The sequence below is a fragment of the Enterobacter sp. N18-03635 genome (genome assembly GCF_004006055.1).
Classification (GTDB): domain Bacteria; phylum Pseudomonadota; class Gammaproteobacteria; order Enterobacterales; family Enterobacteriaceae; genus Enterobacter; species Enterobacter vonholyi.
Genome location: NZ_CP034769.1, coordinates 2,823,874 through 2,846,124 on the forward strand (window position 1 = coordinate 2,823,874; position 22,251 = coordinate 2,846,124).

A 22,251-nucleotide genomic window follows, 5' to 3' on the forward strand; every position below is an offset into this window, starting at 1 on the left:
GCGGAAAATCAGGCAAGTTTAGGGAAGGTCGCGATCTTTTTTTGCAGATCGCCTTCATGGCTTTGCGGAGCGATATCCCGGAGATCCTGAATAAAACGCGCCTGCCAGTGGTTAATGTCGTTCTTCCGGATCGTCTCCATCATGTCGGCATGGCGTGAAATACGTTCCGTGAGCGGCATTGTCAGGGCACGATTCAGCGCGTTAGCTACGTCATCCCTGTCGTAAGGGTTAACAATAAGCGCAGACGTGAGCTCATTTGCAGCCCCGGCAAACTGGGAAAGCACCAGAACCCCCGGGTCGGCAGGATCCTGGGCCGCCACATACTCTTTCGCCACCAGGTTCATCCCGTCGCGCAGCGGCGTGACCAGCCCAACGTCCGCATAGCGGAAAACCTTCATCAGGATCTTACGATCAAAATGCTGATTCAGGTAAAAGAGCGGCGTCCAGCCCAGCTGGCCGTAGCGGCCATTTATGCGCCCTGCCTCTGTTTCCAGCTGGTGGCGAATATCCTGATAGGCCTGAACCTCACCGCGCGACGTCGGCGCGATCTGGGTATAGCGGATTTTACCGTGGTGCTGCGGATATTTATCCAGCAGCGTTTCATACGCCAGGAAGCGTTCCGGCAGCCCTTTGGAATAATCAAGGCGCTCAACCGAGAAGATATTTTTCACGTGCTTAAGTTCATTCTTAAGCTGCGCAAGCTTCGGCGGCAGCGGACCTGAGGCCTGCTCCGCGATCTCGTCTGGTTCAATTCCTATTGGATACACCTCAGTGTGGAAGGTTTTCCCCCAGGCCGTGTGAGTTTTCCCGCTTTTTGTCACCAGACGCGCTTTCCCTGATACGGAGTCAAGGAATGCCAGGCGGTCATTTTCCGTCTGGAAGCCCAGCAAATCGTAGTCACACAGCGCCTCCAGCAGCTCTTCATGCGGCGGCAGCGCGGTAAAAATTTCCGGCGTCGGAAAAGGAATGTGCAGGAAGAAGCCAATCCGGTTATTCACCCCCCTCTTTCGCAGCTCTCTCGCGAAGGGTAGCAGGTGATAATCGTGGATCCATAAAATATCGTCTTCTTCTATTAATGGCAGCAGTTTATCCGCCAGCAGCGCATTCACGCGCGAGTAGCCTTCGAAGGATTCACGCTGAAATTTGACCAGGTCAAGACGATAGTGAAACGCGGGCCACAGGACGGCATTCGAGAACTGCGAGTAATACTCGTCATAGTCTTTCTCTTTTAATGCAAATGAAGCCCACGTAATGTTTCCGCGCGTCACCTTTTTAAGCGGCTTCTCTTCTTCACTGATTTCCCCACTCCAGCCAAACCACAGCCCGCCAGCGGCTTTCAAGGCACCTAACACCCCTACCGCCAGGCCACCTGCACTGGCTTTTTTGTCATCAGGCGGTGCGATTCGGTTAGAGACGACGACTAAGCGACCCATAATGGTTTCCCCCTTTGCTTTGCGCTATTTGTTGTTGTTGCTGGTTAGCGATGTCAGATATCCACTGCCAGACGCTGGCGACATCCGCCAGTCGCCATTCGGCAACGGTGTCACCAGGCCCCACCTTGACGGCGATACCTCCGGCCTGATTCACCACGCGAAACCCGGCCTCATCGGTCAGGTCATCCCCTAAGAAAACAGGCGTCCGGCCCTTAAATGGTGCCTCCGCCATAAATGCGGCGATGGCTGCACCTTTATTAATCCCCTTCGGTTTTAACTCGACTACGCATTTGCCCGGCTGCAGCGCCAGCTGTGGATGCGCATCCGCAACCGTATGAGCAAGCGCGAGCACGGCATCTTCGTGCTGCGGCGCCTGACGATAATGCAGGGCAAAGGCCATGCCTTTGGCTTCCAGCTCGGTGCCGGGCAGTACGGCCAGCGCTGCAGAGAGCTGCTTATGCAGCGTTTGCGTGAGTGCGTCGGGGAGTGAAACGATATGCGTGTGATCATGGATGTCGCGGCGCTCCGCTCCGTGTACACCGGCCAGCGGAAAGTGGTAAGGACTGGCGAGCATATCCAGCTCGGCCATTGAGCGCCCTGATATCAATGCCAGTGCTCCCTCGTTCATGAGCGAGAGCTGATGCAAATCCTGTAACACCGCCTCCGGAATAGACACCTGATCGGGGTGCGGTTTTATCCCGGCGAGCGTGCCGTCGAGATCAAAAAAGAAAGCATAATGTCCGGGCAGTACAGGCGGTGCGGTTAACATGTCAGCCACCCTTTTCCTCCTTACGGTTTACGAGAGGTAAACGCCTTTACCTCTTTCATAGCCATGTAAGTATAGACAGTGTGACGTGGCTCGCCATTTGACAACCGCCCCGCCAGTTTTACTGGCGGGGCGGTTCAGGGGTCAACTATGGTTATAAGTTGAGCAATAAAAGACGGAAAAAAGAGTTACACGGTACGCTTCGCTTTTTGCTTGTAACGGTCGAAAATCACCGCTGCCAGCAGGATCAGGCCACGTACCACGTACTGAGAGAACGGCGAAATATTCAGCAGGTTCATGGCGTTCTCCACCGTGCCTAAAATCAGGATACCGGCCACAACATATGAGATTTTTCCGATGCCTCCCTTGAGGGAAACGCCCCCTAAAACGCAGGCCGAAATGACGATCAGCTCATAACCGATAGAGGTCATCGGCTGGCCGCTGGTCATACGCGAAGCAAGAATAATCCCCGCGGCGGCAGAAACCAGCCCTGAGAGCACAAAGATAATAATCTTGGTTCGCACCACCGGTACCCCTGCCAGGCGTGCCGCCTCTTCATTACCGCCGATCGCCAGCGTGTTACGGCCAAAGGTGGTCCGGTTAAGCAGGAAGCCGAACAGGATCAGGCAGGCCACGGTCAGCCAGATAGGCGCGGGCAGACCCAGCCAGTTGGCGTAACCCAGGGTAAAGAAGCGCTCGTCTTCAATCCCCACGGCTTTACCGTCGGAGATGATGTAGGCCAGCCCGCGGACAATTTGCATTGTCGCAAGCGTGGTTATCAGGGCGTTAATCTTCAGGCGAGCGATAACAAAACCGTTCACCAGACCGCTGATGACGCCGAGCAGCAGCCCGGCCAGGACGCCAATCCACAGGCTCTCCGTCATGTTGATTACCACGGCCGTCGTGACGCCCGCACAGGCAATCACCGACGCCACCGACAGGTCAAAATCGCCGGAGGCCAGACAGAACAGCATACCGCAGGCCACCATCCCGGACATGGAAATAGCCAGCCCCAGCCCCTTCATATTAATGAAGGTGGCAAAATTAGGGACGAAAATAGCACAGGCGAGGAACAGCGCGGCAAAGACGACCAGCATGCCGTACTGATCCCAGATACGCCCAAAACTCAGCGCCGATTTCGATTTCGGCGCCCCGGATGTAGTAACAGAGGACATCATTAACTCCTTACTCAGGCGACAGCCTGGCTGACTTTAGGCATGGCGAGGTTCAACGCCTGTTGTTCATTCGCCTGTTCATGAAGTAATTCACCGGCAATTTCGCCTTCACGCATCACCACAATGCGGTCGGCCACGCCAAGCACCTCCGGCAGATCGCTGGAGGCGAAGAGCACCGCCACGCCGCGCTTTGCCAGTTCATAGATCACGTTATAGATCTCGTGTTTTGCCCCCACATCGATACCGCGCGTCGGCTCGTCCAGCAAAATCACCTTCATATCCTCTGACAGCCAGCGGCCTAAAATGGCTTTCTGCTGATTTCCGCCGGAAAGATTCATGATCAGCTGTTCCGGACCCGGCGTTTTGATATTCAGCGAGCGAATATGGTGGTCGGCGTTGCTCGACTCCCAGCTATCGTTTATCAGGCAGCCTGCGCGAATAAACTTGCGGCGGGCGGAAATATTGATGTTGTCGCGTACCGAGTGCACCGGAATGATCCCCTCTGCTTTACGGTCTTCCGGGCAGAGCATCATGCCCGCCCCGATCGCGTGGGCCGGTTTCTGAATATCTACCCGTTCGCCGTCAATGGAGACCTGGCCATCGGTAATACGGGTACCGCCAAACAGACCTTTCATCAATTCGCTGCGCCCCGCCCCCACCAGACCAAACAGGCCGACGATTTCACCGCTGCGAACGGATAACGAAATCGGTGTTCTGACGCCCGGCGCTTTGACGTTATCCAGGCGCAGGCGTTCCGGGCCGTACGGGCGCGGCTGCCAGTGATAAATATCGCCCAGATCGCGTCCGACCATTGCCTGAACCAGCTGGTCATGGTTCACCTGCGCCATGTCGGTAAAGGTGCGCACATAGCGTCCATCTTTAAACACGGTGATGGCATCGCTCAGGGCAAAAATCTCTTCCATTCGGTGCGAAACGTACAGGATCGTACGGCCTTCCTGACGCAATTCGCGGATCACGCGGAACAGATTTTCGATTTCACGCTTAGAGAGCGAACTGGTGGGTTCATCAAAGGCAATAATTCTGGCGTTACGCGCCAGCGCCTTGGCAATTTCAACCATCTGCCACTGGCCGATGGAGAGATATTTCAGCGGCGTCTGGGGATCGACGTCCAGACCCAGGTGTTTAAGCTGCAGCCCCGCTTCATAATTGAGTAGCGAACGATTCACCACGCCGCCTTTATGCGGGAGCTGTCCTAGATAGATATTTTCCGCCACGGTCATCTCGGGAATGAGGTGCAGCTCCTGGTAGATGATCGCCACCCCGGCATTGAGCGCCGCCGTGGTATCGGCAAACGCCATCTCTTCGCCGCGAATGGCCAGCGTGCCGGTCGTGGGCGCGTAGTTGCCGCTGAGGATCTTCAACAGCGTGGATTTACCCGCGCCGTTTTCCCCCATCAGGGCGTGAACCTGGCCGGCATAGCAGTCGAAGCTGATATCGGTCAGCGCGTTCACACCGGGGAAGGTTTTCCCGATGCCGCGAAAAGAGAGATACGGATCAGACTGTTGCATAACGTCTCCGTGATTCCTGTAGTGTGTACGTCTGGCCCCTCACGATGTATGAGGGGCGCAATCACAGCGTATTACTTACCGCCCAGTCCTTTTTTCGCCAGCTCCTCTTTGAAGTTGTCGCGGGTGATCAGCACCACGTCGGTCACTTCGGTAAATTTCGGCGGTTCGGCCCCTTTGGTGACCCAGTTGTAGAGCATCTCACTGGATTTGTAGCCGTGAACGTCCGGGCTTGGCAGCAGAGAACCGTAGAAACCGGTAGCCTGCGCTTTGGACAGCTCGCTGACGGCGTCAACGCCGTTGATGCCAATCCCGATCACGTCAGGCGCTTTGAAGCCCTGGCCTTCCGTCGCGCGTACCCCGCCCAGCACGGTGTTGTCGTTCATGCCGACCACCAGCCAGTGTTTGACCTCCGGATGCTGGACGAGCATAGAGTTCGCGGCGTCGAAAGCGCCTGGGATATCGTTGGATTTGGTTGGGACCTTATAGATCTGTTTTTCCGGGAAGCCGGCTGCTTTTAGCGCATCCATTGAACCGGTAGTACGACGACGTGCGGTGTCCAGCTCGTCAGCCGTGATAGCCATCACCGCGGTCTCTTTGACATCCCAGCCGCGCTTTTGCATCTCTTTATAGAGCTCCTGGCCCTGGCGTTCGCCAATTTTTGTCGCCGCCATCATGACCAGCGGGACGGTATCCATCGGCTTGCCTTTAGCGTTGACGAACTGATCGTCAACCGCGATGACCTTCATGTCGTAACCGCGCGCCTTCGCCGCAATCGCCGATCCCAGCTTTGGATCAGGGGTACAGATAACGAAACCTTTTGCACCGCTGGCCGCAAGGCTGTCGATGGCGTTCAGGGTTTTTTCGCCGTCAGGCACGGCGATTTTAATGACTTCAAAACCTAAATCTTTCCCGGCTTTATCTGCGAATTTCCACTCAGTCTGGAACCAGGGCTCTTCGGGCTGTTTTACCAAAAAACCGAGTTTTAAATTCTCAGCGATAGCGGATTGTGACATAACGGCAGCCAGACCGATGGCCGCCAGCGCTTTAGTAAATTTGTGCATGGTAAACTCCAGCTTTAGCATTCTTTTCTGTAGGGAATATATGCGTGCTTCTAATTTAATCGGACTTAAAACAAGGCATTAGCGCTTACCTCGTCATAAGCGTTATTGCTGGTGATAGTTTTAGCGGGAAATTAATCATCCATAAGAGAGCCCCATCACACCGCAGAATTACAGTAATTGCGTACATAAATTCAGCGAAAAATGACATAAAAAAGGCAGGATTTGTCAGACAAATGGAAGGAGGTTAAGCAGAATTATCCATAAGATTAGCTAAGATATCCCTGATGCTCCTCAGCGGGCAAAACGGCGCCTGGCGTTAAACGGGTTCACATACTGTTTTATCAAGAATGTATAACGCACCAGGAAAAACGTTATTCCGCAGAATTTGATTTAGCGCAATTTTATTGGCACATCATATATTCGAAACGATTAAGCCGTATTTCTCTTTTTCACGGAGCATTATTCCAACTTAATAATTTCGAAAGAGTAACAGTGTGTCACCTCAGTAAAAAACCTTAATATTTAGATACTTAAAAAGCACTCACTTCATGGCGAGCTAATTGCTTTTCTGTACTATATTAAGCTTTGTAATGTATGGTAAACACAGCCTAATTAAGAGTTTTCTTAGACCACAGACAAGGGTATGCTTATTTATATCGAACACAGGAAGTGTATTTCGGTCGACTTCGGTCACGGCAGAATGTGTATTTCTGCTCTTTTCTTCATATTTGCCTGGCGCTCAGGTTAAGCAACGGACATCACGTCCCACAGTCAATAAGGATATGAGTATGGCTACCCAAACGATGATGCAAAAACTTAACGCGCAGATGAACCTTGAGTTCTACGCCTCGAATCTGCACCTTCACTTAAGTGCATGGTGTGCCGAGAATAGCCTCACGGGATCTGCCACATTCTTTCGCTCTCAGGCGCAAAGTAACGTCACTCATATGATGCGTGTCTTTAACTTCCTGAAAGCCGCAGGGGCAAATCCTGTCGTTAAAGCTCTTGATGGGATCAACGAGAACTACTCTTGCCTGGAAGAACTGTTTCAGAAAACGCTTGAAGAGTATGAACAACGCTGCAGCACCCTCAGCAAACTGGCCGATGAAGCCAAAGCGCAGCAGGACATTACGACGCTCAGATTCTTACGCGATATGGATAAAGAGCAGCAGCAGGATGGTCTTCTGCTGAAGACGCTGGCGGATGAGATCCATAATGCGCAGCAGGCGGGTTTATGTCCTGAGCAAACCGACCGTCATCTGCTCGACATCGTGGCGGTGCAGCACCACTGAGTTTTTTGGCCTGCTCCCATCCGGAGGAGCAGGCTCCCTTCACGTCTCCAACCTTCTGCTTTTGCTGAAATTTAACAAATCAGATCTGGCTCCCAATGATTAACCACACAACGTGTGATGATTTATTTAGTTACATAATCATTGACGAGGGAGCATCATGATCACCATTGAGTTTGTTGTCATTCTCCTCTGCCTGCTGACGGGTACGCGTTTCGGCGGAATGGGGCTTGGGTTAATCAGCGGCATTGGTCTTTTTATTTTATGTTTTGTCTTTGGTCTGCAGCCGGGTAAACCGCCGGTTGACGTTATGCTGACCATCCTTGCGGTGATTGGCTGTGCCGCTACCCTGCAAACGGCGGGCGGTCTCAACGTCATGATGCAGTTTGCTGAACGTCTTCTGCGCAAACACCCGCAGCACATCACCCTACTCGCCCCTTTCACCACCTGGATGCTGACCTTTCTGTGCGGCACCGGTCATGTGGTCTACACCATGTTCCCCATCATTGCGGATATCGCCCTGAAAAAAGGGATCCGCCCGGAGCGCCCTATGGCCGTGGCATCGGTCGCGTCGCAGATGGCGATCACGGCCTCCCCCGTTTCCGTTGCCGTCGTGTCGCTGGTGTCCATCCTGGCGGCCCAGCATGGGCTCGGCCACGCGTGGGGGATCCTGGAAATACTTGCCGTCTCGGTTCCCGCTTCACTTTTTGGCGTGGCCATAGCGGCCCTGTGGAGCTTACGCCGCGGGAAAGATTTGGCAGACGACATGGAGTTTCAGGAAAAGCTGAAAGATCCTAAGCAGCGAGAATTTATCTACGGCGGAACGGAGACGTTAATGAATCAACGTTTTCCTAAACAGGCCTACTGGTCCACGTGGATTTTCTTTGCCGGTATTGCCGTGGTCGTTTTGCTGGGGGCATTCCCTGAACTGCGCCCTGCCTTTGAAGTGAAAGGTAAAATGACGGCGCTGTCGATGAACCTTGTCATTCAGATGATGATGTTAATTGCGGGCGCGGTGATGCTGATGGCCTGCAAGGTCAATGCGTCGGCCATTTCCAACGGCGCGGTGTTCAAAGCCGGTATGGTCGCGATCTTCTCGGTGTTCGGCGTGGCGTGGATGAGCGATACCTTTTTTCAGGCACATCTCGAGGAGTTAAAGCTGGCGCTGGAAGGCGTGGTGAAAAGCCACCCGTGGACGTATGCCATTGTACTATTCCTGGTGTCAAAACTGGTGAACAGCCAGGCGGCGGCGCTGACGGCCGTTGCGCCTATGGGCCTCATGCTGGGCATCGACCCGAAAATGCTGATCGCCTTTTTCCCGGCATCATACGGCTATTTTGTTCTGCCAACCTATCCAAGTGATTTGGCCTGCATCGGCTTTGACCGGTCAGGCACGACCCGCATCGGGAAATTTATCATCAACCACAGCTTCATTTTGCCGGGGCTGATTGGGGTAAGCTGCGCGTGTGCCGCGAGCTACCTGCTGGTCCAGACGTTCTTCTGACAGCATCAAAGGGCGACACGTACCGTCGCCCATTTCCCTGCTTAGTGGGATTCACCCTGCGGCGTGAATCGCAGCTCGATCAGCGCGATGGCTTTCTGGATCGCACGAAGCGTTACCGGATCAGCGGCAGCAGGATGGCTGGCGAAATCGATGTTTTTGAGCTGGGTAGACATCTTCTCGCGCACTTCAACCGGCGCAATCACGTCCAGAACATCAAGGATTTGTTTGATAACCAGCTGACAGGCGACAACGTCAGAGACCAGTTCCTGATCGGCGCTCAGGTTTTGTGACATGGGGCTTTCTCCTTATTTAAAGGCCGCCATATTAGCAAAACACGCCCCCTGACATCTCCCCTTCAACGCCTGCAGGTATAAAAAAACCTGCCGAAGCAGGTTTTTTATCAGAACATGGCGCCCGGCGGCACGTCTTTGAACGTGCGGCAGTAATTGGCCCACATGCTTTTCAGGATTTTGCGCAGTTTCACGATGAGGCTCCATTAACTTGTTATACAACTTTATTGTCAACGTGCCTATAATATGACCATTGTCACAAAAATCAATATTTTTGTGACATGCATCACAATTTAATCCGCATGTGGCCTGACAGCGTTCATCCCGGACCCGTTGCAAAGAGTGAGGGCAGATTGTCCGGCTATTCCAGGCATTGCAGCGGGCATCTGCGGGTACGATAACGTATTTCCATCCACTCAGAGCGAACCATGAAAAGAGTCATTGTAGCCGGCACAATCCTGCTGCTCGCGGGGTGTAGTATTAACCGCCAGGCTGAAGTCAGTAGTCTCGATGCCCCAAACGGAATCGTCCGCCTCGACTACGGCCAGGCAGCGCTGCAAAGTGCATATTCCGATGAGTATGTGAATAACGGCACGGCGGCAAAAGCGTGTCAGAGCATGGGGTATGCTACCGCCTCAGCCTATGGTCAGCCCATTAAAACCTGTACCCTGACAAGCGGTTCTCTGTGCCTGAACGAGAGCGTGACTATCCAGTACAAATGTATGGGTTACGCCGTTAATCCTAAGTCAAATAATCCGTGGTATTAATCGAAGCTGCCAGCGTGTGCTGGCAGTTTATTTCATTACGAACAAAAATAATTCTCATTAATAGATTATAAAAATCGCCAATGCGTTTTATTCCCATTCGTGTTTTGAATAAAGAAAATAATAATTTTACGTTTTGCAAATAATTAAATAAAAAATTATAGTGTCGCTCATTGTGGACCAGAAATAATAATCCGGAGCGTCACCATGCTGAAAACTGAAATGATCGACAAGCTCAACGCACAAATGAATCTTGAGCTTTTTTCATCCCTGCTCTACCAGCAGATGAGCGCCTGGTGCAGCTACCACAGCTTCGAGGGCGCTGCCGCGTTTCTGCGTCGTCACGCTCAGGAAGAGATGACCCACATGCAGCGTCTGTTTGATTATCTTACGGATACGGGCAGCCTGCCGCGCATTGAAACCGTGGCCTCACCGTTTGCTGAGTATAATTCCCTCGATGAACTGTTCCGCGCCACCTACGAGCACGAGCAGCTGATCACCCAGAAAATTAACGAACTGGTTCATGCTGCGATGACCAGCCAGGATTATCCAACCTTTAATTTCCTGCAGTGGTACGTCGCTGAACAACACGAAGAAGAGAAGCTGTTTAAATCCGTGCTGGATAAATTATCGCTGGTGGGGAAATCTGGCGAAGGTCTTTACTTTATTGATAAAGAACTTTCCACGCTTGATACGCAGAATTAATATCAGCGCGGTGCGGGTTCCCTGCACCGCGTTAATTTACATACACCCGGCACAGCTGGTGCAGCGCCAGTCGTGGGGATTCACGGCCTGGTAAAAATAGCGGTAACTGGCCGTCTCCAGCGGAATCCCCCTCTCGTAGAACATATCCGTCAACCAGTCGACATTCTCGATTATCCACTCATCTTCCTGTAAGCCTTGCGCAAAAGTTTCATCTTCAGGATCAATAACCGAATAGATTGCCCAGGTGCCCATATCCTTTTCGCGCCGGGATTCGGGAAGGTTCAGGGGCTGGTTTTGCCAGCTGATTATCCAGTGGCCATGGCACAACAGGTTACCTCCCCGACTCCACGCCGCGGTAAAAGGATTCTCACCTGCCATAAAACCCTCACTTAATTTGATAATTTATACTTAGTGTTTACGTTACGCCGGAACGTCGCGCAGCAACATTGCCCTTATGAAGTAGGGAGAGGCCTATAAAGGATCAGAGGGTCATCATTTCGTAAACCATTCATTACACTAGTTGTAACGGTGATTTGACGAACTACGGCTTTTCCCTTACTCTGCGCCGCAGATTTTGTCGCGGTTAAGCATCGTTGTAGAGGAAAGCGTGAAAAACAGAACCCTGGGAAGTATTTTTATCGTCGCCGGAACGACGATTGGCGCAGGAATGCTGGCAATGCCACTGGCAGCCGCGGGCGTGGGATTTGGCATGACCCTGCTGCTGCTGGGAACGCTCTGGGCGCTGATGTGTTACACCGCCCTGCTGCTGCTTGAGGTTTACCAGCACGTGCCCGCCGACACCGGTCTGGGTTCGCTTGCGGCGCGCTATCTGGGACGCTACGGCCAGTGGATAACCGGCTTTAGCATGATGTTCCTGATGTACGCCCTGACCGCCGCTTACATTAGCGGCGCCGGGGAATTGATCGCCTCCAGCGTCAACGACTGGTTTGGCTCTGACATTACCCCTGCAACGGGCGCCATCTTCTTTGCACTCATCGGTGGCGGCGTGGTCTGCGTGGGAACGTCGCTGGTCGATCTGTTTAACCGCTTTCTGTTCAGCGCCAAAATTCTCTTCCTCATTATCATGCTGGTGCTGCTGGCCCCGCACGTGCACAAGGTCAACCTGCTGACGCTGCCGCTGGAAAAAGGTCTGGCGCTCTCCGCTATCCCGGTCATTTTCACCTCGTTTGGCTTCCACGGCAGCATGCCGAGCATCGTCAGCTATATGAACGGCGATATCTGCAAGCTGCGCCGCGTTTTTGTTATCGGCAGCGCGATCCCGCTGATCGCCTATATTTTCTGGCAGCTGGTGACGCTGGGCAGCATTGACTCTTCAACCTTTATTGGGCTTATGGCGCAACACGCTGGCCTGAACGGTTTTCTGCTCGCCCTGCGCGAGGTCGTCACCTCCCCGCACGTTGAGCTGGCGGTACACCTGTTTGCCGACCTGGCGCTGGCAACCTCGTTCCTGGGCGTGGCGCTCGGCCTGTTTGATTACCTGGCCGACCTGTTCCAGCGTCGCAATACCGCCGCGGGACGGTTACAGACGGGCGCAATCACCTTCCTGCCGCCGCTGGCGTTCGCGCTGTTTTACCCACGCGGGTTTGTGATGGCGCTGGGGTACGCAGGGGTAGCGCTCTCGATCCTTGCCCTCCTCCTCCCCTCCCTGCTGGCATGGAAAAGCCGTCAGCAGCATCCTCAGCAGGGGTACCGCGTGGCGGGCGGAAAACCGCTGCTGTGCGTTGTGTTTGGCTGCGGGGTGGTGATTATTCTGGTGCAGGTGTTGATTGCAGCAGGGATGCTGCCGGAAGTGGGTTGAATTTATATCTCAATGGCAAGTCCATTTTCTATGTAATAGCGGGGGATAATTCCGTTCACTAATACTCTTCTGCTACCTGTTTTGCCCGCTGCGGTGAACGTGTTAAGGGGGCTATCGCCGCCCCCTTAACAATCCCGGCTCCCGGCAAGAAAATCGCCGCTTCGCGGTGCCCTCATCTTATTCCTTACGGCTTTTCGGGGACGGGCGGATGCAACGTCCCTGTAAAGCCGCCCTCGCCGCGCATCCGTGCGCGTCGCCCCGGCCTCCAGGAAACGATTCGGCGATTTTAGCCGGACTCCCGCTCCCTCCACCTTCTTCATCGTCTGCATGGGGCACGGGTGTTGCATCCCCGCTAAAATCGGCGAACCGGAGACCGGGGGACAAGGGCTGGACGCCATGGATGGCGGCCAGAGGCGAAGCGAGACAGGATGTCGAGTTGAGCCGACCGCAGGCAGACGGTCGTGAGGTGAGCGCAGTGCGAAGCACCGATTTTCCGCGGGGCCGCGGGGATCGATAAGGGGGCCGCGGTGGCCCCCTTATCTCGTTCACAGGTAAAGATCGTATTATTTTCTACTGACTGGAGGTGAACGAAACAAATCCACCTAAGTTAATAAAAAATTGATCAGTGCAAACAGCAGCTCTTAAACTTCTTCCCGCTGCCGCAAGGACACGGATCGTTACGCCCGACCTTTGTGCCGTTCACAATCGGCTTCTTCGCTTCCGGCTGCTGCGGGTTGTTTACCCAGTAATTATACAGGCGCAGCGCCGCAGGCTGGATGCTCTCGATGCTGGCGATATATTCTTCTTCGGACAGTTCATCCAGCTTTTCGCTGTTCTCTTCCGCCCCGTGCAGCGCAATCACATCAAGATCGGCCTTCAGGGCTTCCGGCAAGGCAGACCAGTCCGTCAGCGCCACGCCGCGCATGTAGCCATAGCACCACTCTTCCACCACGGTATAGCTCTCGCCGTCCACGTCGTTATAGCCAAACATCGGTTCGAACTGATCCGGGTATTCGCTCAGACGCTCGGCAATATCGTTCATGTGCTTAAAGCAGAGATCGATAAAACGGTTCATCTCACGATCGTTTTTCCAGCGCGGAATGTACTTTTCGCCACCCCACACCGCCACCAGCCAGGCATCTGGCTCAACGACAACAGGACCGGAAAGCACTGCGGTAAGCATGCCGTCCAGTTCGGACACGTCAATCACGGACGCGTCATCATGACCGTAAGACGTTAACGTCTCTTCAAGCCACGCCATTTCGCTTTCATTCAATGGGCCTTCAGTCATCGCTGATACTCCTGCAAAAAAGGAAACGATCCTAACACATATCTCCCCCCTCTCCGGGCTGAAGTTTAGGTCTTTATTGCTGCAAAAACGTGCAAACCGTGACCTTTGCACAACTTATGGGCTTTATTGTTAACGATATGTGATCTCCGCTGTAATTTCTTCTCCTCCCCTAAGGCGGCATAACGCGGCGCTCTATACTCAAACATGTCACATGCCCGTCAATGGGTTAACCATTCTGGCAACGTTTTTGCTTAACGTTCTTCGCGCGTCTCTGCGCAGGGAAATCTCGCCGTAATATGCAGGATGCCGTCTGTATCTTGTTCGTTTAGTGCATTTTGTTCTTGCTCGTGTTTCGGATTGGCTGCGCCGTCGGGCGTTCGGGTTTACGCCGTGGTGCAAAAACCTCTTTGCTAAGGAACATAATAATGTCGCTGAAATTTATCAGAACTCCTCTTTCTCTTGTGTTGGCCGGTTGCCTGGTGACGGCGTTTTCCGCCCGGGCAGATATTGTGATTGGCGTGGCCGGGCCGTTCACGGGTCCGAATGCCACCTATGGCGATCAGTACTGGCACGGCGCAACGCAGGCCGCTGAAGACATTAATGCCGCAGGCGGCATTAATGGCGAGAAGATCAAACTGGTTCAGGGGGATGATGCCTGCGAGCCCAAGCAGGCCGTGGCCGTCGCTAACCGTTTAGTTGACCAGAATAAAGTCAACGCCGTGGTCGGCCATTTCTGCTCCTCTTCCACCATGCCCGCCTCCGAGGTGTATAGCGACGCGGGTATTATTGCGATTACCCCCGGCTCCACTAACCCGCTGATTACCGAACGCGGTATGAGCGACATGTTCCGCATGTGCGGCCGCGACGACCAGCAGGGCCAGGTTGCCAGCGACTTCATCATCGACAAGCTGAAAGCCAAGCGCGTGGTGATTATTCACGACAAAGACACCTATGGTCAGGGTCTGGCTGACGCTACCAAAGCGGCGCTGGCGAAACGCGGGGTTCAGGATGTGATGTACGAAGGGTTATCCCGCGGTGAAAAAGACTTTAACGCGCTGGTCACCAAGATCGGCGCGCAAAAACCGGACGTCGTATTCTTCGGTGGCTGTCACCCGGAAGCCGGTCCGCTGGTTCGCCAGATGCGTGAACAGGGCGTGCAGGCCAAATTCTTCTCCGGTGACTGTATCGTCAACGAGGAGATGGTGACCGCGGCGGGCGGCCCGCAGTACACCAACGGCATTTACATGACCTTCGGTAAAGACCCGCGCCTGATCCCGGACGGTAAAGCGGTAATCGAGAAATTCCGCGCCGGTAAATTCGAGCCGGAAGGTTACACCCTTTACTCCTATGCCTCCGTACAGGCCATTGCCGCGGCCTTCAAGGCCACCAGCGGCAAGGACTCTGCCAAAGCCAGCGAGTGGCTGAAGGCCAATTCCGTCGACACGGTGATGGGCAAAAAAGCCTGGGACAGCAAAGGCGATCTGAAAGTGTCTGACTACGTTGTTTACCAGTGGGACGACAAAGGAAAATATAAGGAAGTGCAGTAACGGGACGGAGTCACGCTCAACGTCGGCGGACCTACCCGTCGGCGCGTAATAAACATCAGGCTGTGCGTCTCGCGCGGCCTATAAAACGAGCGCGCTAAGATGAGTACATTCTTCCTGCAACAGTTAATCAATGGCTTAACGCTGGGTTCCGTCTACGGCCTGATCGCCATCGGCTATACCATGGTGTACGGCATTATCGGCATGATTAATTTCGCCCACGGCGAAGTGTATATGATTTCCGCCTATCTCTGCGCCATTGGCCTGGCGCTGCTCTCGTTCTTCGGACTGCAGTCCTTCCCGCTGCTGATCCTCGGGACGCTGGTGTTCACGATTGTGGTCACCGGGGTGTACGGCTGGACCATCGAGCGTATCGCCTACAAGCCGCTGCGTAACTCCACGCGCCTGGCGCCGCTGATCTCCGCCATCGGGATGTCGCTTATCCTGCAAAACTACGCGCAGCTGAGCCAGGGCCCGCGCCAGCAAGGGGTGCCGACCATGCTGGACGGCGTGATTCGCCTGCATCTGGGCGACGGGTTCGTGCAGATAACCTACACCAAAGTGTTTATTCTGTTGGCCTCGTTTGCCGGCATGCTGGTGCTCACCTGGATAATCAATCGTACCCGGCTGGGACGAATGTGCCGCGCGGTCCAGCAGGATCGTAAGATGGCCTCCATTCTGGGGATTAACACCGACCGGATTATTTCGCTTGTCTTTGTTATCGGCGCGGCGATGGCGGGCCTGGCGGGGGTACTGATCACCATGAACTACGGCACCTTTGATTTCTACGTCGGGTTCGTGATCGGCATTAAAGCCTTTACGGCGGCGGTACTCGGCGGCATCGGCTCCCTCCCTGGCGCCATGCTCGGTGGCCTTATCCTGGGCGTGGCGGAAGCCCAGTTCTCGGGCATGGTGAACTCGGACTATAAAGACGTCTTCTCGTTCGGCCTGCTGGTCATGATCCTTATTTTCCGTCCCCAGGGACTGCTCGGGCGCCCGGTTGTGGCCAAGGTGTGAAGGAGAGAATGATGACATCACACGGCTTTTCACTTAAACGCTGCATGCTGGACGCGATTTTTTCCGGGCTGATTGCGCTGATTATCTTCGGTCCCATTGCGGGCGTGGTGCTGGACGGGTACAGCTTTACCTTCGCCGGGCAGCGCCTGGCCTGGATGGTTGGCACCGTAATGCTCGGACGTTTTCTGTTGAGCGCCTTTTTAGGTACCGCCGCGGGCGCCCGTTTCCAGGCACGCTTCGAAGCCGATAGCGCAGGCGTATATGTCCGTCCACCGGAATACAAAAGCCGCATGCGCTGGATTATTCCTCTGGTGATTGCTCTTGCGATTTGCTTTCCGTTTGTTGCCACTAAATATGTGCTGACCGTCGCCATTCTCGGGCTGATCTACGTGCTTCTCGGTCTGGGGCTGAACATCGTCGTGGGTCTGGCCGGTCTGCTGGATCTGGGATATGTCGCGTTCTACGCGATTGGGGCGTACGGTCTGGCGCTGGGGTACCAGTATCTCGGCTTAGGCTTCTGGAGCATGCTGCCGCTGGCGGCGATCATGGCCGCCGCCGCAGGCGCCCTGCTCGGTTTCCCGGTACTGCGCATGCACGGTGACTATCTGGCCATCGTCACCCTCGGGTTCGGGGAGATTATTCGCCTGATACTGAACAACTGGCTGACCTTCACCGGCGGACCCAACGGCGTGGCGGCCCCTCCCCCCACTTTTTTCGGCCTGGAATTTGGACGACGCGCGAAAGAAGGCGGCGTGCCCTTCCACGAATTTTTCCACCTGACCTACAACCCGAACATGAAGTTTATTTTTATCTACGCGGTGCTGTTCCTGGTGGTGATGCTGGTGCTCTACATTAAGCACCGCCTGACGCGAATGCCGATTGGTCGGGCGTGGGAAGCGCTGCGTGAAGACGAAATTGCCTGCCGCTCAATGGGGCTGAATCATGTTCTGGTTAAGCTTTCCGCCTTTACCCTGGGCGCGTCGACCGCGGGCATTGCCGGGGTGTTCTTCGCCACCTATCAGGGGTTCGTGAATCCTACCTCGTTTACCTTCTTTGAATCGGCACTGATCCTCGCCATTGTGGTGCTGGGCGGTATGGGCTCTACGCTTGGCGTGGTGCTGGCCGCCTTTGTGCTCACGGTAACGCCGGAACTGCTGCGCAGTTTTGCCGAGTACCGCGTCCTGCTGTTTGGCATGCTGATGGTGGTGATGATGATCTGGCGTCCACGCGGTTTGATCCGCATCAACCGCAGCGGGTTTGCCGTGCGTAAGGGCGTCGCACCATGAACGGAACGATACTACGCGTTGAACATCTGATGATGCACTTCGGCGGGATTAAAGCGCTAAACGACGTCAACCTGGACGTGCAGCGTGGCTCCATTACCGCCCTGATTGGGCCAAACGGGGCGGGAAAAACAACCGTGTTTAACTGCCTGACGGGCTTCTACAGAGCCTCCGGCGGTAACATTTTATTTAATACCCGCCATAAAACGACCAACGTCATTCAGGTCCTCGGGCAAAAATTCCAGCCCGGCGACTGGATTAACCCCGCGCAGCTCGGGCAGCGTCTGTTCTACAAAATGTTCGGCGGCACGCATCTGGTCAACCGTGCCGGGCTGGCGCGCACGTTTCAAAATATCCGTCTTTTTCGCGAGATGTCGGTCGTTGAAAACCTGCTGGTGGCGCAGCATATGCGCGTTAACCGCAATCTGCTTGCCGGGATCCTGAATACGCCGTCCTACCGGCGGGCAGAAAGCGACGCCCTGGATAGAGCCTTCTACTGGCTGGAAGTGGTAGATCTGGTGGAGTGCGCCAATCGCCTGGCGGGAGAGATGTCCTACGGCCAGCAGCGGCGACTGGAAGTCGCGCGAGCAATGTGTACCGGGCCGGAAATGATCTGCCTGGATGAACCCGCCGCCGGACTGAACCCGGTTGAAACGCATAAGCTGAGCAGCATTATTCGCTTTCTGCGGGATCATCATGACATCACGGTATTGCTGATTGAGCATGATATGGGGATGGTGATGGAAATTTCGGACGACATTATCGTGCTCGACCACGGCGATGTGATTGCCAGGGGGAAACCCGAGCAGATCCAGCATGATGAAAAGGTCATTGCCGCCTACCTGGGCACGGATGAAAGCGAGGTCTCCCTATGAGCGAACCGCTGCTGGCTTTTCGCGAAGTGGATGTCTTTTACGGCGTCATTCAGGCGCTGAAGCAGGTCTCCCTCGAGGTGAATAAGGGGGAAACCGTGGCGCTGATTGGCGCAAACGGCGCGGGAAAATCGACATTGCTGATGTCCATCTTTGGCCAGCCGCGTATTCGCAGCGGGCAGATCCTTTTCGGCGGTGAAGATATCAGCCATAAATCCACCCACTACGTCGCGTCCGGCGGCATTGCGCAGGCGCCGGAAGGCAGACGAATTTTTCCGGATATGACCGTTGAAGAGAATCTGCTGATGGGGACCATCCCCATCGGCAGCCAGTTTGCGGCTGAAGATATGCAAACCATGTTTGACCTTTTCCCTCGCCTGAAAGAGCGGCGCAAGCAGCGCGCGATGACGATGTCCGGTGGCGAACAGCAGATGCTGGCGATCGCCCGAGCGCTGATGAGCCGTCCGAAGCTGCTGCTGCTGGATGAACCGAGCCTCGGTCTGGCGCCGATTGTGGTGAAACAGATCTTCCAGACTCTGCGCGAGCTGGCCCGTAACGGCATGACTATCTTTCTGGTGGAACAGAATGCGCATCACGCGCTGAAGCTCTCTGACCGCGGGTATGTGATGGTAAACGGACAGATCAGGTTGACCGGCAGCGGCGAGGAGCTGCTGGGGAATCAGGAGGTGAGGAAGGCGTACTTGGGCGGGGTGTGATTTGATACCTGCCGAATGCGCTTTTACAGTGATGGACCATTTCGGCACATACGGAATAGAAGAACTGGAGGATACCTTAGTCGATATCGCCTCTTTATTTAGATTGCTTCCGGCAATTCTTACAGGTTTGCTAGTAAGGAAAGTAGTAAAACGAATCTAATTTATGAGCCTTCAGGGGTAGCGTCGAAGGATTCTTTTGACCCGGAAACGCAAAACCCCTAATCGTTGGATGTCCAACTTTCGGGGTTCACTTCATTTCGGTGGTCACACGATAACGTCGTTAAATAAAACTGTCGTCGTCATTGCTGTAGTCGTCATCTACATCGTCGTTCAGCCAGGCGTCGTTATTATTGCCGAGCGGATCGTTCTGGTTGAGGAAACGGGTGTCAGAGACGTTATTGAAGTCGCCGTATTGATTATCGACAAACGGTTCACCACTGACGGGTATTGTCGGTTCTTCGATGATGTTCACTATCTCTTCCGGCCGCGACTGATGGAACATGCTGGTAAGCATCTCGGCCAGCGCGATGCCACCGGCCACGCCAGCGGCTGTCTGGAGCGCGCCAGCCATAAAACCGCCGCCGCGAGTAGCCGGCGCTGGCGCCCGAGAGTAATCCTGCGCCGGCGGCTGTTGCGGCTGGGAATTCCAGCTGTTGTCAGGCTGCGGGTTACTTTTCCCGCCACCAAACAGGCCGCCGAGGAAACTGCCGCCCGTCGAGGATTTGTTTTTTTGCGCGGCTAATTCGCTTTCAAGCTCCTGAACCCGGGCCTGCAGGCGTTTCAACGCCGCTTCCTGAATCAAAATCGACTGCGCCATATAGTAGGGGGCCGCAGGCTGCTGTCTGACGAATTCAGCGATCTGACGCTCCGCATCTGCATCCCGTTGGCTGTTTTGTTGTCCGGCCTGTTTAAGACGCTCGAAAAGGCCGTTGATAAGCTGCTGTTCTTCATATTGCATGACAATAACCTTCCGCTCTCCGGGGTGGATACCAACCAGTTTATCAGCGGCGGCAACCTGTGTCTGACGAGTGAAATGTTTGTTTAAGATTGGTTGCAGGTTATCTGAAAATCGCCCTGCTTTCCGGGCTTGATATTAGAGAATTCCGGCTTCCTGGTTTCTGTAGCGCAGGGAATGCTCTCTTTTCCGGTTAGCATGTATTACCTCGGTTATGACTTCATAGACACGGCTCATCGCCATGCTAATTTTGATGATCGTGTGAGGATGGCGAACATGCTCAAACGAGGCATATCGGTTAATCAGGAAGCTCAAAAAATAGTTAACGCTGTTATCAGAGAGTTCATGTCAAAAGTGAACATTGATAATATTCAGGGCATTGCACAAAATTTTACTGGCGTAATGGCTGGTAAATTCATATTCGCTGAGTTAACCGGAGTAAAACTAGGCGCTGCCGTATCGTCACGCATTATGACCTCGTTCGCCGCTGGCGTGGTCATCGGAAGCGCTCTCACGATTGGTGCAGAAACATCGAGAGCTATCTATACGGCTAGAAAGCTTGAAAACCAGAACCCTGTACTCTACTACCGACTTAAGAGTATGGGTGATTTAGATCTTCTGTATTTTCTTGTTGAAGAAAAATTGAAACCTTTTCTTGACGCATGCAGCGTAGCAGATGTAAACAAGCATGAATTTAACGAAGTATGTAAATACTTTTTTGGTGGATTATGAACACTCAGGACATTATCAAATTAATAGCATCCAGAATTCTGCGCGGGTTGGGGATGGGAATTGCTTCTGCGGGCCTATTGTCCTGTATTTATTTCTTTTCATTTTCAAAAGACGAATCCCGTTTTATCTGGGGTGCAGCGTCTGGTGCTCTCATTGTCCTTGGTTACTTTATATACCGAATCGCGATACTCAAGGTTTTTGACGAACGTTGAAGACCTCAATTGCTCATACTCCATCAAAAAACCCACCGATTGGTGGGCTTGATGTTAAAGACTTAGGCTTAACGTCTTCCTGTCATAATAGAATGACGGAAAGGCATCAAATAGGATGAAATCAACCGCAACTTTTCGCGTGGTCCACATTTAAGTGGTGGTCGCTGGGCAGTAGTGCCCTCTTGTTGTGGCGAAGTTGAATGGCGAAAGATAGGCACAAAAAAACCACCTTTCGGTGGTTTCACGACACTGCTTATTGCTTTGATTATTCTTTGTTTCCCATGGTAGCCGGAGTGGGACTTGAACCCACACAGCGCGAACGCCGAGGGATTTTAAATCCCTTGTGTCTACCGATTCCACCATCCGGCCAGGGAAGAAAGTGGAGGCGCGTTCCGGAGTCGAACCGGACTAGACGGATTTGCAATCCGCTACATAACCGCTTTGCTAACGCGCCGTAAAACTTTTCAAACTGACACCCGCTATTGCGCATGTCTTTAATCTGGAGCGGGAAACGAGACTCGAACTCGCGACCCCGACCTTGGCAAGGTCGTGCTCTACCAACTGAGCTATTCCCGCATGTCATCAAGTAAATGTCTAACCACTTGATTTCATTATCGTCCGGCTGACTGTGCCGCCGTTCGATGCGTTGCATTCTACTGATATGACGTTATGAGTCAACGTTATTTTTTGCATCCCCGGATCGTTTGCTGAAAATTACGGCGAAACGATCACTGATCAAGCAAATCCCCTCGGGCAGCGTTCAAATATTGCAGCATTGACCACAGCGTCAGCACTGCCGCTACCCACAGCAGGCCAATTCCCGCCCACTCAACCCAGGCGTTCGGACGCCAGAGCATCCAGACCAGCGCCGCCATCTGCGCCGTCGTTTTCACTTTACCAATCCACGAGACCGCCACGCTGCTGCGTTTTCCCAGCTCCGCCATCCACTCGCGAAGCGCAGAGATAATAATCTCACGGCCAATCATGGTTGCCGCAGGCAGCGTCACCCACCAGGTATGATAGTGCTCGGCCACCAGCACCATGGCAATCGCGACCATCACTTTATCCGCCACCGGATCGAGGAAGGCGCCGAAACGGGTGCTTTGATTCCAGCGGCGCGCCAGATAGCCATCAAACCAGTCTGTTACCGCTGCGATAAGGAAGATCAATGCGCACGCAAAGGGTGCCCAGACAACCGGCAGGTAAAACGCCAGCACAAAGAACGGGATGAGTACAACACGAAAAAGAGTGAGCAACGTAGGGATATTATATTGCATAGTGACGGTAACTATTT

At 53.9% G+C, this 22,251-nt stretch carries 22 protein-coding genes and 3 tRNA genes; 11 read left to right on the forward strand and 14 right to left on the reverse strand.

Annotation, left to right across the window (positions count from 1 at the left end; translation table 11 throughout):
• Window positions 1-8 precede the first annotated feature (8 nt).
• The 5 genes from otsA to araF all read right to left on the reverse strand — a co-directional run bounded on the left by otsA (window position 9) and on the right by araF (window position 5,964).
• Entirely contained in the window at window positions 9-1,433 is a 1,425-nt protein-coding gene (gene otsA / locus ELK40_RS14190; RefSeq protein ID WP_127731484.1) for an alpha,alpha-trehalose-phosphate synthase, read from the reverse strand.
• Window positions 1,408-2,211, reverse strand: coding sequence for a trehalose-phosphatase (gene otsB / locus ELK40_RS14195; RefSeq protein ID WP_115875709.1), 804 nt, complete (start codon window positions 2,209-2,211; stop codon window positions 1,408-1,410). The genes otsA and otsB overlap by 26 nt, the downstream gene beginning before the upstream one ends.
• 176 nt (window positions 2,212-2,387) lie before the next feature.
• On the reverse strand, window positions 2,388-3,374 hold the full coding sequence (gene araH, locus ELK40_RS14200) for an L-arabinose ABC transporter permease AraH (protein WP_023312268.1): 987 nt from the start codon (window positions 3,372-3,374) through the stop codon (window positions 2,388-2,390).
• 14 nt (window positions 3,375-3,388) lie between these two features.
• A complete protein-coding gene (araG, locus tag ELK40_RS14205; protein WP_127731486.1) occupies window positions 3,389-4,903 on the reverse strand; it encodes an L-arabinose ABC transporter ATP-binding protein AraG in 1,515 nt (504 codons plus the stop codon).
• 71 nt (window positions 4,904-4,974) lie between these two features.
• Window positions 4,975-5,964 carry an arabinose ABC transporter substrate-binding protein AraF gene (araF, locus tag ELK40_RS14210; protein WP_003859687.1) on the reverse strand — a complete coding sequence of 330 codons (990 nt, stop codon included), beginning with the start codon at window positions 5,962-5,964 and terminating at the stop codon, window positions 4,975-4,977.
• Window positions 5,965-6,752: 788 nt separating this feature from the next.
• Here araF and ELK40_RS14215 point away from each other — a divergent pair.
• Window positions 6,753-7,256 carry a non-heme ferritin-like protein gene (locus tag ELK40_RS14215; RefSeq protein ID WP_111964842.1) on the forward strand — a complete coding sequence of 168 codons (504 nt, stop codon included), beginning with the start codon at window positions 6,753-6,755 and terminating at the stop codon, window positions 7,254-7,256.
• A gap of 157 nt (window positions 7,257-7,413) precedes the next feature.
• Window positions 7,414-8,757 (forward strand): anaerobic C4-dicarboxylate transporter, encoded by a 1,344-nt coding sequence (locus tag ELK40_RS14220; protein WP_111964843.1) that lies wholly within the window; start codon window positions 7,414-7,416, stop codon window positions 8,755-8,757.
• A gap of 41 nt (window positions 8,758-8,798) precedes the next feature.
• Here the strand turns inward: ELK40_RS14220 and ELK40_RS14225 are convergent, their stop codons facing one another.
• Both ELK40_RS14225 and azuC read right to left on the reverse strand, forming a co-directional pair.
• Window positions 8,799-9,050 carry a DUF2766 family protein gene (locus tag ELK40_RS14225; RefSeq protein ID WP_008500405.1) on the reverse strand — a complete coding sequence of 84 codons (252 nt, stop codon included), beginning with the start codon at window positions 9,048-9,050 and terminating at the stop codon, window positions 8,799-8,801.
• A gap of 107 nt (window positions 9,051-9,157) precedes the next feature.
• Window positions 9,158-9,241, reverse strand: coding sequence for a stress response protein AzuC (gene azuC / locus ELK40_RS14230; RefSeq protein ID WP_014884364.1), 84 nt, complete (start codon window positions 9,239-9,241; stop codon window positions 9,158-9,160).
• A 234-nt stretch (window positions 9,242-9,475) separates the two neighbouring features.
• Between azuC and yecR the strand changes: the two genes are divergently transcribed.
• On the forward strand, window positions 9,476-9,814 hold the full coding sequence (gene yecR / locus ELK40_RS14235; RefSeq protein ID WP_127731488.1) for a YecR family lipoprotein: 339 nt from the start codon (window positions 9,476-9,478) through the stop codon (window positions 9,812-9,814).
• Between the two features lie 204 nt (window positions 9,815-10,018).
• The gene (gene ftnA, locus ELK40_RS14240; RefSeq protein ID WP_014884366.1) at window positions 10,019-10,516 is read left to right on the forward strand and encodes a non-heme ferritin; all 498 of its coding nucleotides are present in this window, start codon (window positions 10,019-10,021) and stop codon (window positions 10,514-10,516) included.
• Window positions 10,517-10,552: 36 nt separating this feature from the next.
• Here the strand turns inward: ftnA and ELK40_RS14245 are convergent, their stop codons facing one another.
• Window positions 10,553-10,894 (reverse strand): hypothetical protein, encoded by a 342-nt coding sequence (locus ELK40_RS14245; RefSeq protein WP_127731490.1) that lies wholly within the window; start codon window positions 10,892-10,894, stop codon window positions 10,553-10,555.
• Window positions 10,895-11,123: 229 nt separating this feature from the next.
• Between ELK40_RS14245 and tyrP the strand changes: the two genes are divergently transcribed.
• On the forward strand, window positions 11,124-12,335 hold the full coding sequence (gene tyrP / locus ELK40_RS14250; RefSeq protein WP_127731492.1) for a tyrosine transporter TyrP: 1,212 nt from the start codon (window positions 11,124-11,126) through the stop codon (window positions 12,333-12,335).
• 622 nt (window positions 12,336-12,957) lie between these two features.
• Here tyrP and ELK40_RS14255 read toward each other — a convergent pair.
• Complete coding sequence (locus ELK40_RS14255; protein ID WP_127731494.1) at window positions 12,958-13,626, reverse strand: YecA family protein; 669 nt, start codon at window positions 13,624-13,626, stop codon at window positions 12,958-12,960.
• Window positions 13,627-14,051: 425 nt separating this feature from the next.
• Between ELK40_RS14255 and ELK40_RS14260 the strand changes: the two genes are divergently transcribed.
• From ELK40_RS14260 to ELK40_RS14280, 5 genes are all read left to right on the forward strand, one after another.
• Entirely contained in the window at window positions 14,052-15,173 is a 1,122-nt protein-coding gene (locus tag ELK40_RS14260) for a branched-chain amino acid ABC transporter substrate-binding protein (RefSeq protein WP_127731496.1), read from the forward strand.
• A 99-nt stretch (window positions 15,174-15,272) separates the two neighbouring features.
• Window positions 15,273-16,187, forward strand: coding sequence for a branched-chain amino acid ABC transporter permease LivH (locus tag ELK40_RS14265; RefSeq protein ID WP_115875715.1), 915 nt, complete (start codon window positions 15,273-15,275; stop codon window positions 16,185-16,187).
• Window positions 16,188-16,198: 11 nt separating this feature from the next.
• Complete coding sequence (gene livM, locus ELK40_RS14270; RefSeq protein ID WP_127732809.1) at window positions 16,199-17,473, forward strand: high-affinity branched-chain amino acid ABC transporter permease LivM; 1,275 nt, start codon at window positions 16,199-16,201, stop codon at window positions 17,471-17,473.
• Window positions 17,470-18,345: an ATP-binding cassette domain-containing protein gene (locus tag ELK40_RS14275; RefSeq protein ID WP_127731498.1), complete on the forward strand. Its 876-nt coding sequence runs from the start codon at window positions 17,470-17,472 to the stop codon at window positions 18,343-18,345. Before livM ends, ELK40_RS14275 begins: the two co-directional genes overlap by 4 nt.
• Window positions 18,342-19,058, forward strand: coding sequence for an ABC transporter ATP-binding protein (locus ELK40_RS14280; protein WP_111964853.1), 717 nt, complete (start codon window positions 18,342-18,344; stop codon window positions 19,056-19,058). Before ELK40_RS14275 ends, ELK40_RS14280 begins: the two co-directional genes overlap by 4 nt.
• Before the next feature lie 280 nt (window positions 19,059-19,338).
• Here the strand turns inward: ELK40_RS14280 and ELK40_RS14285 are convergent, their stop codons facing one another.
• Window positions 19,339-20,016 carry a DUF2076 domain-containing protein gene (locus ELK40_RS14285; protein WP_127731500.1) on the reverse strand — a complete coding sequence of 226 codons (678 nt, stop codon included), beginning with the start codon at window positions 20,014-20,016 and terminating at the stop codon, window positions 19,339-19,341.
• A gap of 273 nt (window positions 20,017-20,289) precedes the next feature.
• Between ELK40_RS14285 and ELK40_RS14290 the strand changes: the two genes are divergently transcribed.
• Complete coding sequence (locus ELK40_RS14290) at window positions 20,290-20,745, forward strand: hypothetical protein (protein WP_232057351.1); 456 nt, start codon at window positions 20,290-20,292, stop codon at window positions 20,743-20,745.
• Between the two features lie 494 nt (window positions 20,746-21,239).
• On the opposite strand, the gene ELK40_RS14295 is transcribed toward ELK40_RS14290, so the two are convergent.
• The 4 genes from ELK40_RS14295 to pgsA all read right to left on the reverse strand — a co-directional run bounded on the left by ELK40_RS14295 (window position 21,240) and on the right by pgsA (window position 22,234).
• Window positions 21,240-21,326 (reverse strand) — tRNA-Leu (locus ELK40_RS14295).
• Between the two features lie 11 nt (window positions 21,327-21,337).
• A tRNA-Cys gene (locus ELK40_RS14300) sits at window positions 21,338-21,411 on the reverse strand.
• A gap of 46 nt (window positions 21,412-21,457) precedes the next feature.
• A tRNA-Gly gene (locus ELK40_RS14305) sits at window positions 21,458-21,533 on the reverse strand.
• A gap of 152 nt (window positions 21,534-21,685) precedes the next feature.
• Window positions 21,686-22,234 carry a CDP-diacylglycerol--glycerol-3-phosphate 3-phosphatidyltransferase gene (gene pgsA, locus ELK40_RS14310; RefSeq protein ID WP_008500348.1) on the reverse strand — a complete coding sequence of 183 codons (549 nt, stop codon included), beginning with the start codon at window positions 22,232-22,234 and terminating at the stop codon, window positions 21,686-21,688.
• Window positions 22,235-22,251 lie beyond the last annotated feature (17 nt).

Coding starts and splice junctions, on each gene's coding strand:
- ELK40_RS14280 (WP_111964853.1), top strand. CDS start 18,342: ATGAGCGAACCGCTGCTGGCTTTTCGCGAAGTGGATGTCTTTTACGGC.
- ELK40_RS14275 (WP_127731498.1), top strand. CDS start 17,470: ATGAACGGAACGATACTACGCGTTGAACATCTGATGATGCACTTCGGC.
- ELK40_RS14265 (WP_115875715.1), top strand. CDS start 15,273: ATGAGTACATTCTTCCTGCAACAGTTAATCAATGGCTTAACGCTGGGT.
- araF (WP_003859687.1), bottom strand. CDS start 5,964: ATGCACAAATTTACTAAAGCGCTGGCGGCCATCGGTCTGGCTGCCGTT.
- otsA (WP_127731484.1), bottom strand. CDS start 1,433: ATGGGTCGCTTAGTCGTCGTCTCTAACCGAATCGCACCGCCTGATGAC.
- araH (WP_023312268.1), bottom strand. CDS start 3,374: ATGTCCTCTGTTACTACATCCGGGGCGCCGAAATCGAAATCGGCGCTG.
- ELK40_RS14225 (WP_008500405.1), bottom strand. CDS start 9,050: ATGTCACAAAACCTGAGCGCCGATCAGGAACTGGTCTCTGACGTTGTC.
- pgsA (WP_008500348.1), bottom strand. CDS start 22,234: ATGCAATATAATATCCCTACGTTGCTCACTCTTTTTCGTGTTGTACTC.
- ELK40_RS14220 (WP_111964843.1), top strand. CDS start 7,414: ATGATCACCATTGAGTTTGTTGTCATTCTCCTCTGCCTGCTGACGGGT.
- ELK40_RS14215 (WP_111964842.1), top strand. CDS start 6,753: ATGGCTACCCAAACGATGATGCAAAAACTTAACGCGCAGATGAACCTT.
- araG (WP_127731486.1), bottom strand. CDS start 4,903: ATGCAACAGTCTGATCCGTATCTCTCTTTTCGCGGCATCGGGAAAACC.
- yecR (WP_127731488.1), top strand. CDS start 9,476: ATGAAAAGAGTCATTGTAGCCGGCACAATCCTGCTGCTCGCGGGGTGT.
- ELK40_RS14260 (WP_127731496.1), top strand. CDS start 14,052: ATGTCGCTGAAATTTATCAGAACTCCTCTTTCTCTTGTGTTGGCCGGT.
- ELK40_RS14285 (WP_127731500.1), bottom strand. CDS start 20,016: ATGCAATATGAAGAACAGCAGCTTATCAACGGCCTTTTCGAGCGTCTT.
- ftnA (WP_014884366.1), top strand. CDS start 10,019: ATGCTGAAAACTGAAATGATCGACAAGCTCAACGCACAAATGAATCTT.
- livM (WP_127732809.1), top strand. CDS start 16,199: ATGACATCACACGGCTTTTCACTTAAACGCTGCATGCTGGACGCGATT.
- ELK40_RS14245 (WP_127731490.1), bottom strand. CDS start 10,894: ATGGCAGGTGAGAATCCTTTTACCGCGGCGTGGAGTCGGGGAGGTAAC.
- ELK40_RS14290 (WP_232057351.1), top strand. CDS start 20,290: ATGCTCAAACGAGGCATATCGGTTAATCAGGAAGCTCAAAAAATAGTT.
- ELK40_RS14255 (WP_127731494.1), bottom strand. CDS start 13,626: ATGACTGAAGGCCCATTGAATGAAAGCGAAATGGCGTGGCTTGAAGAG.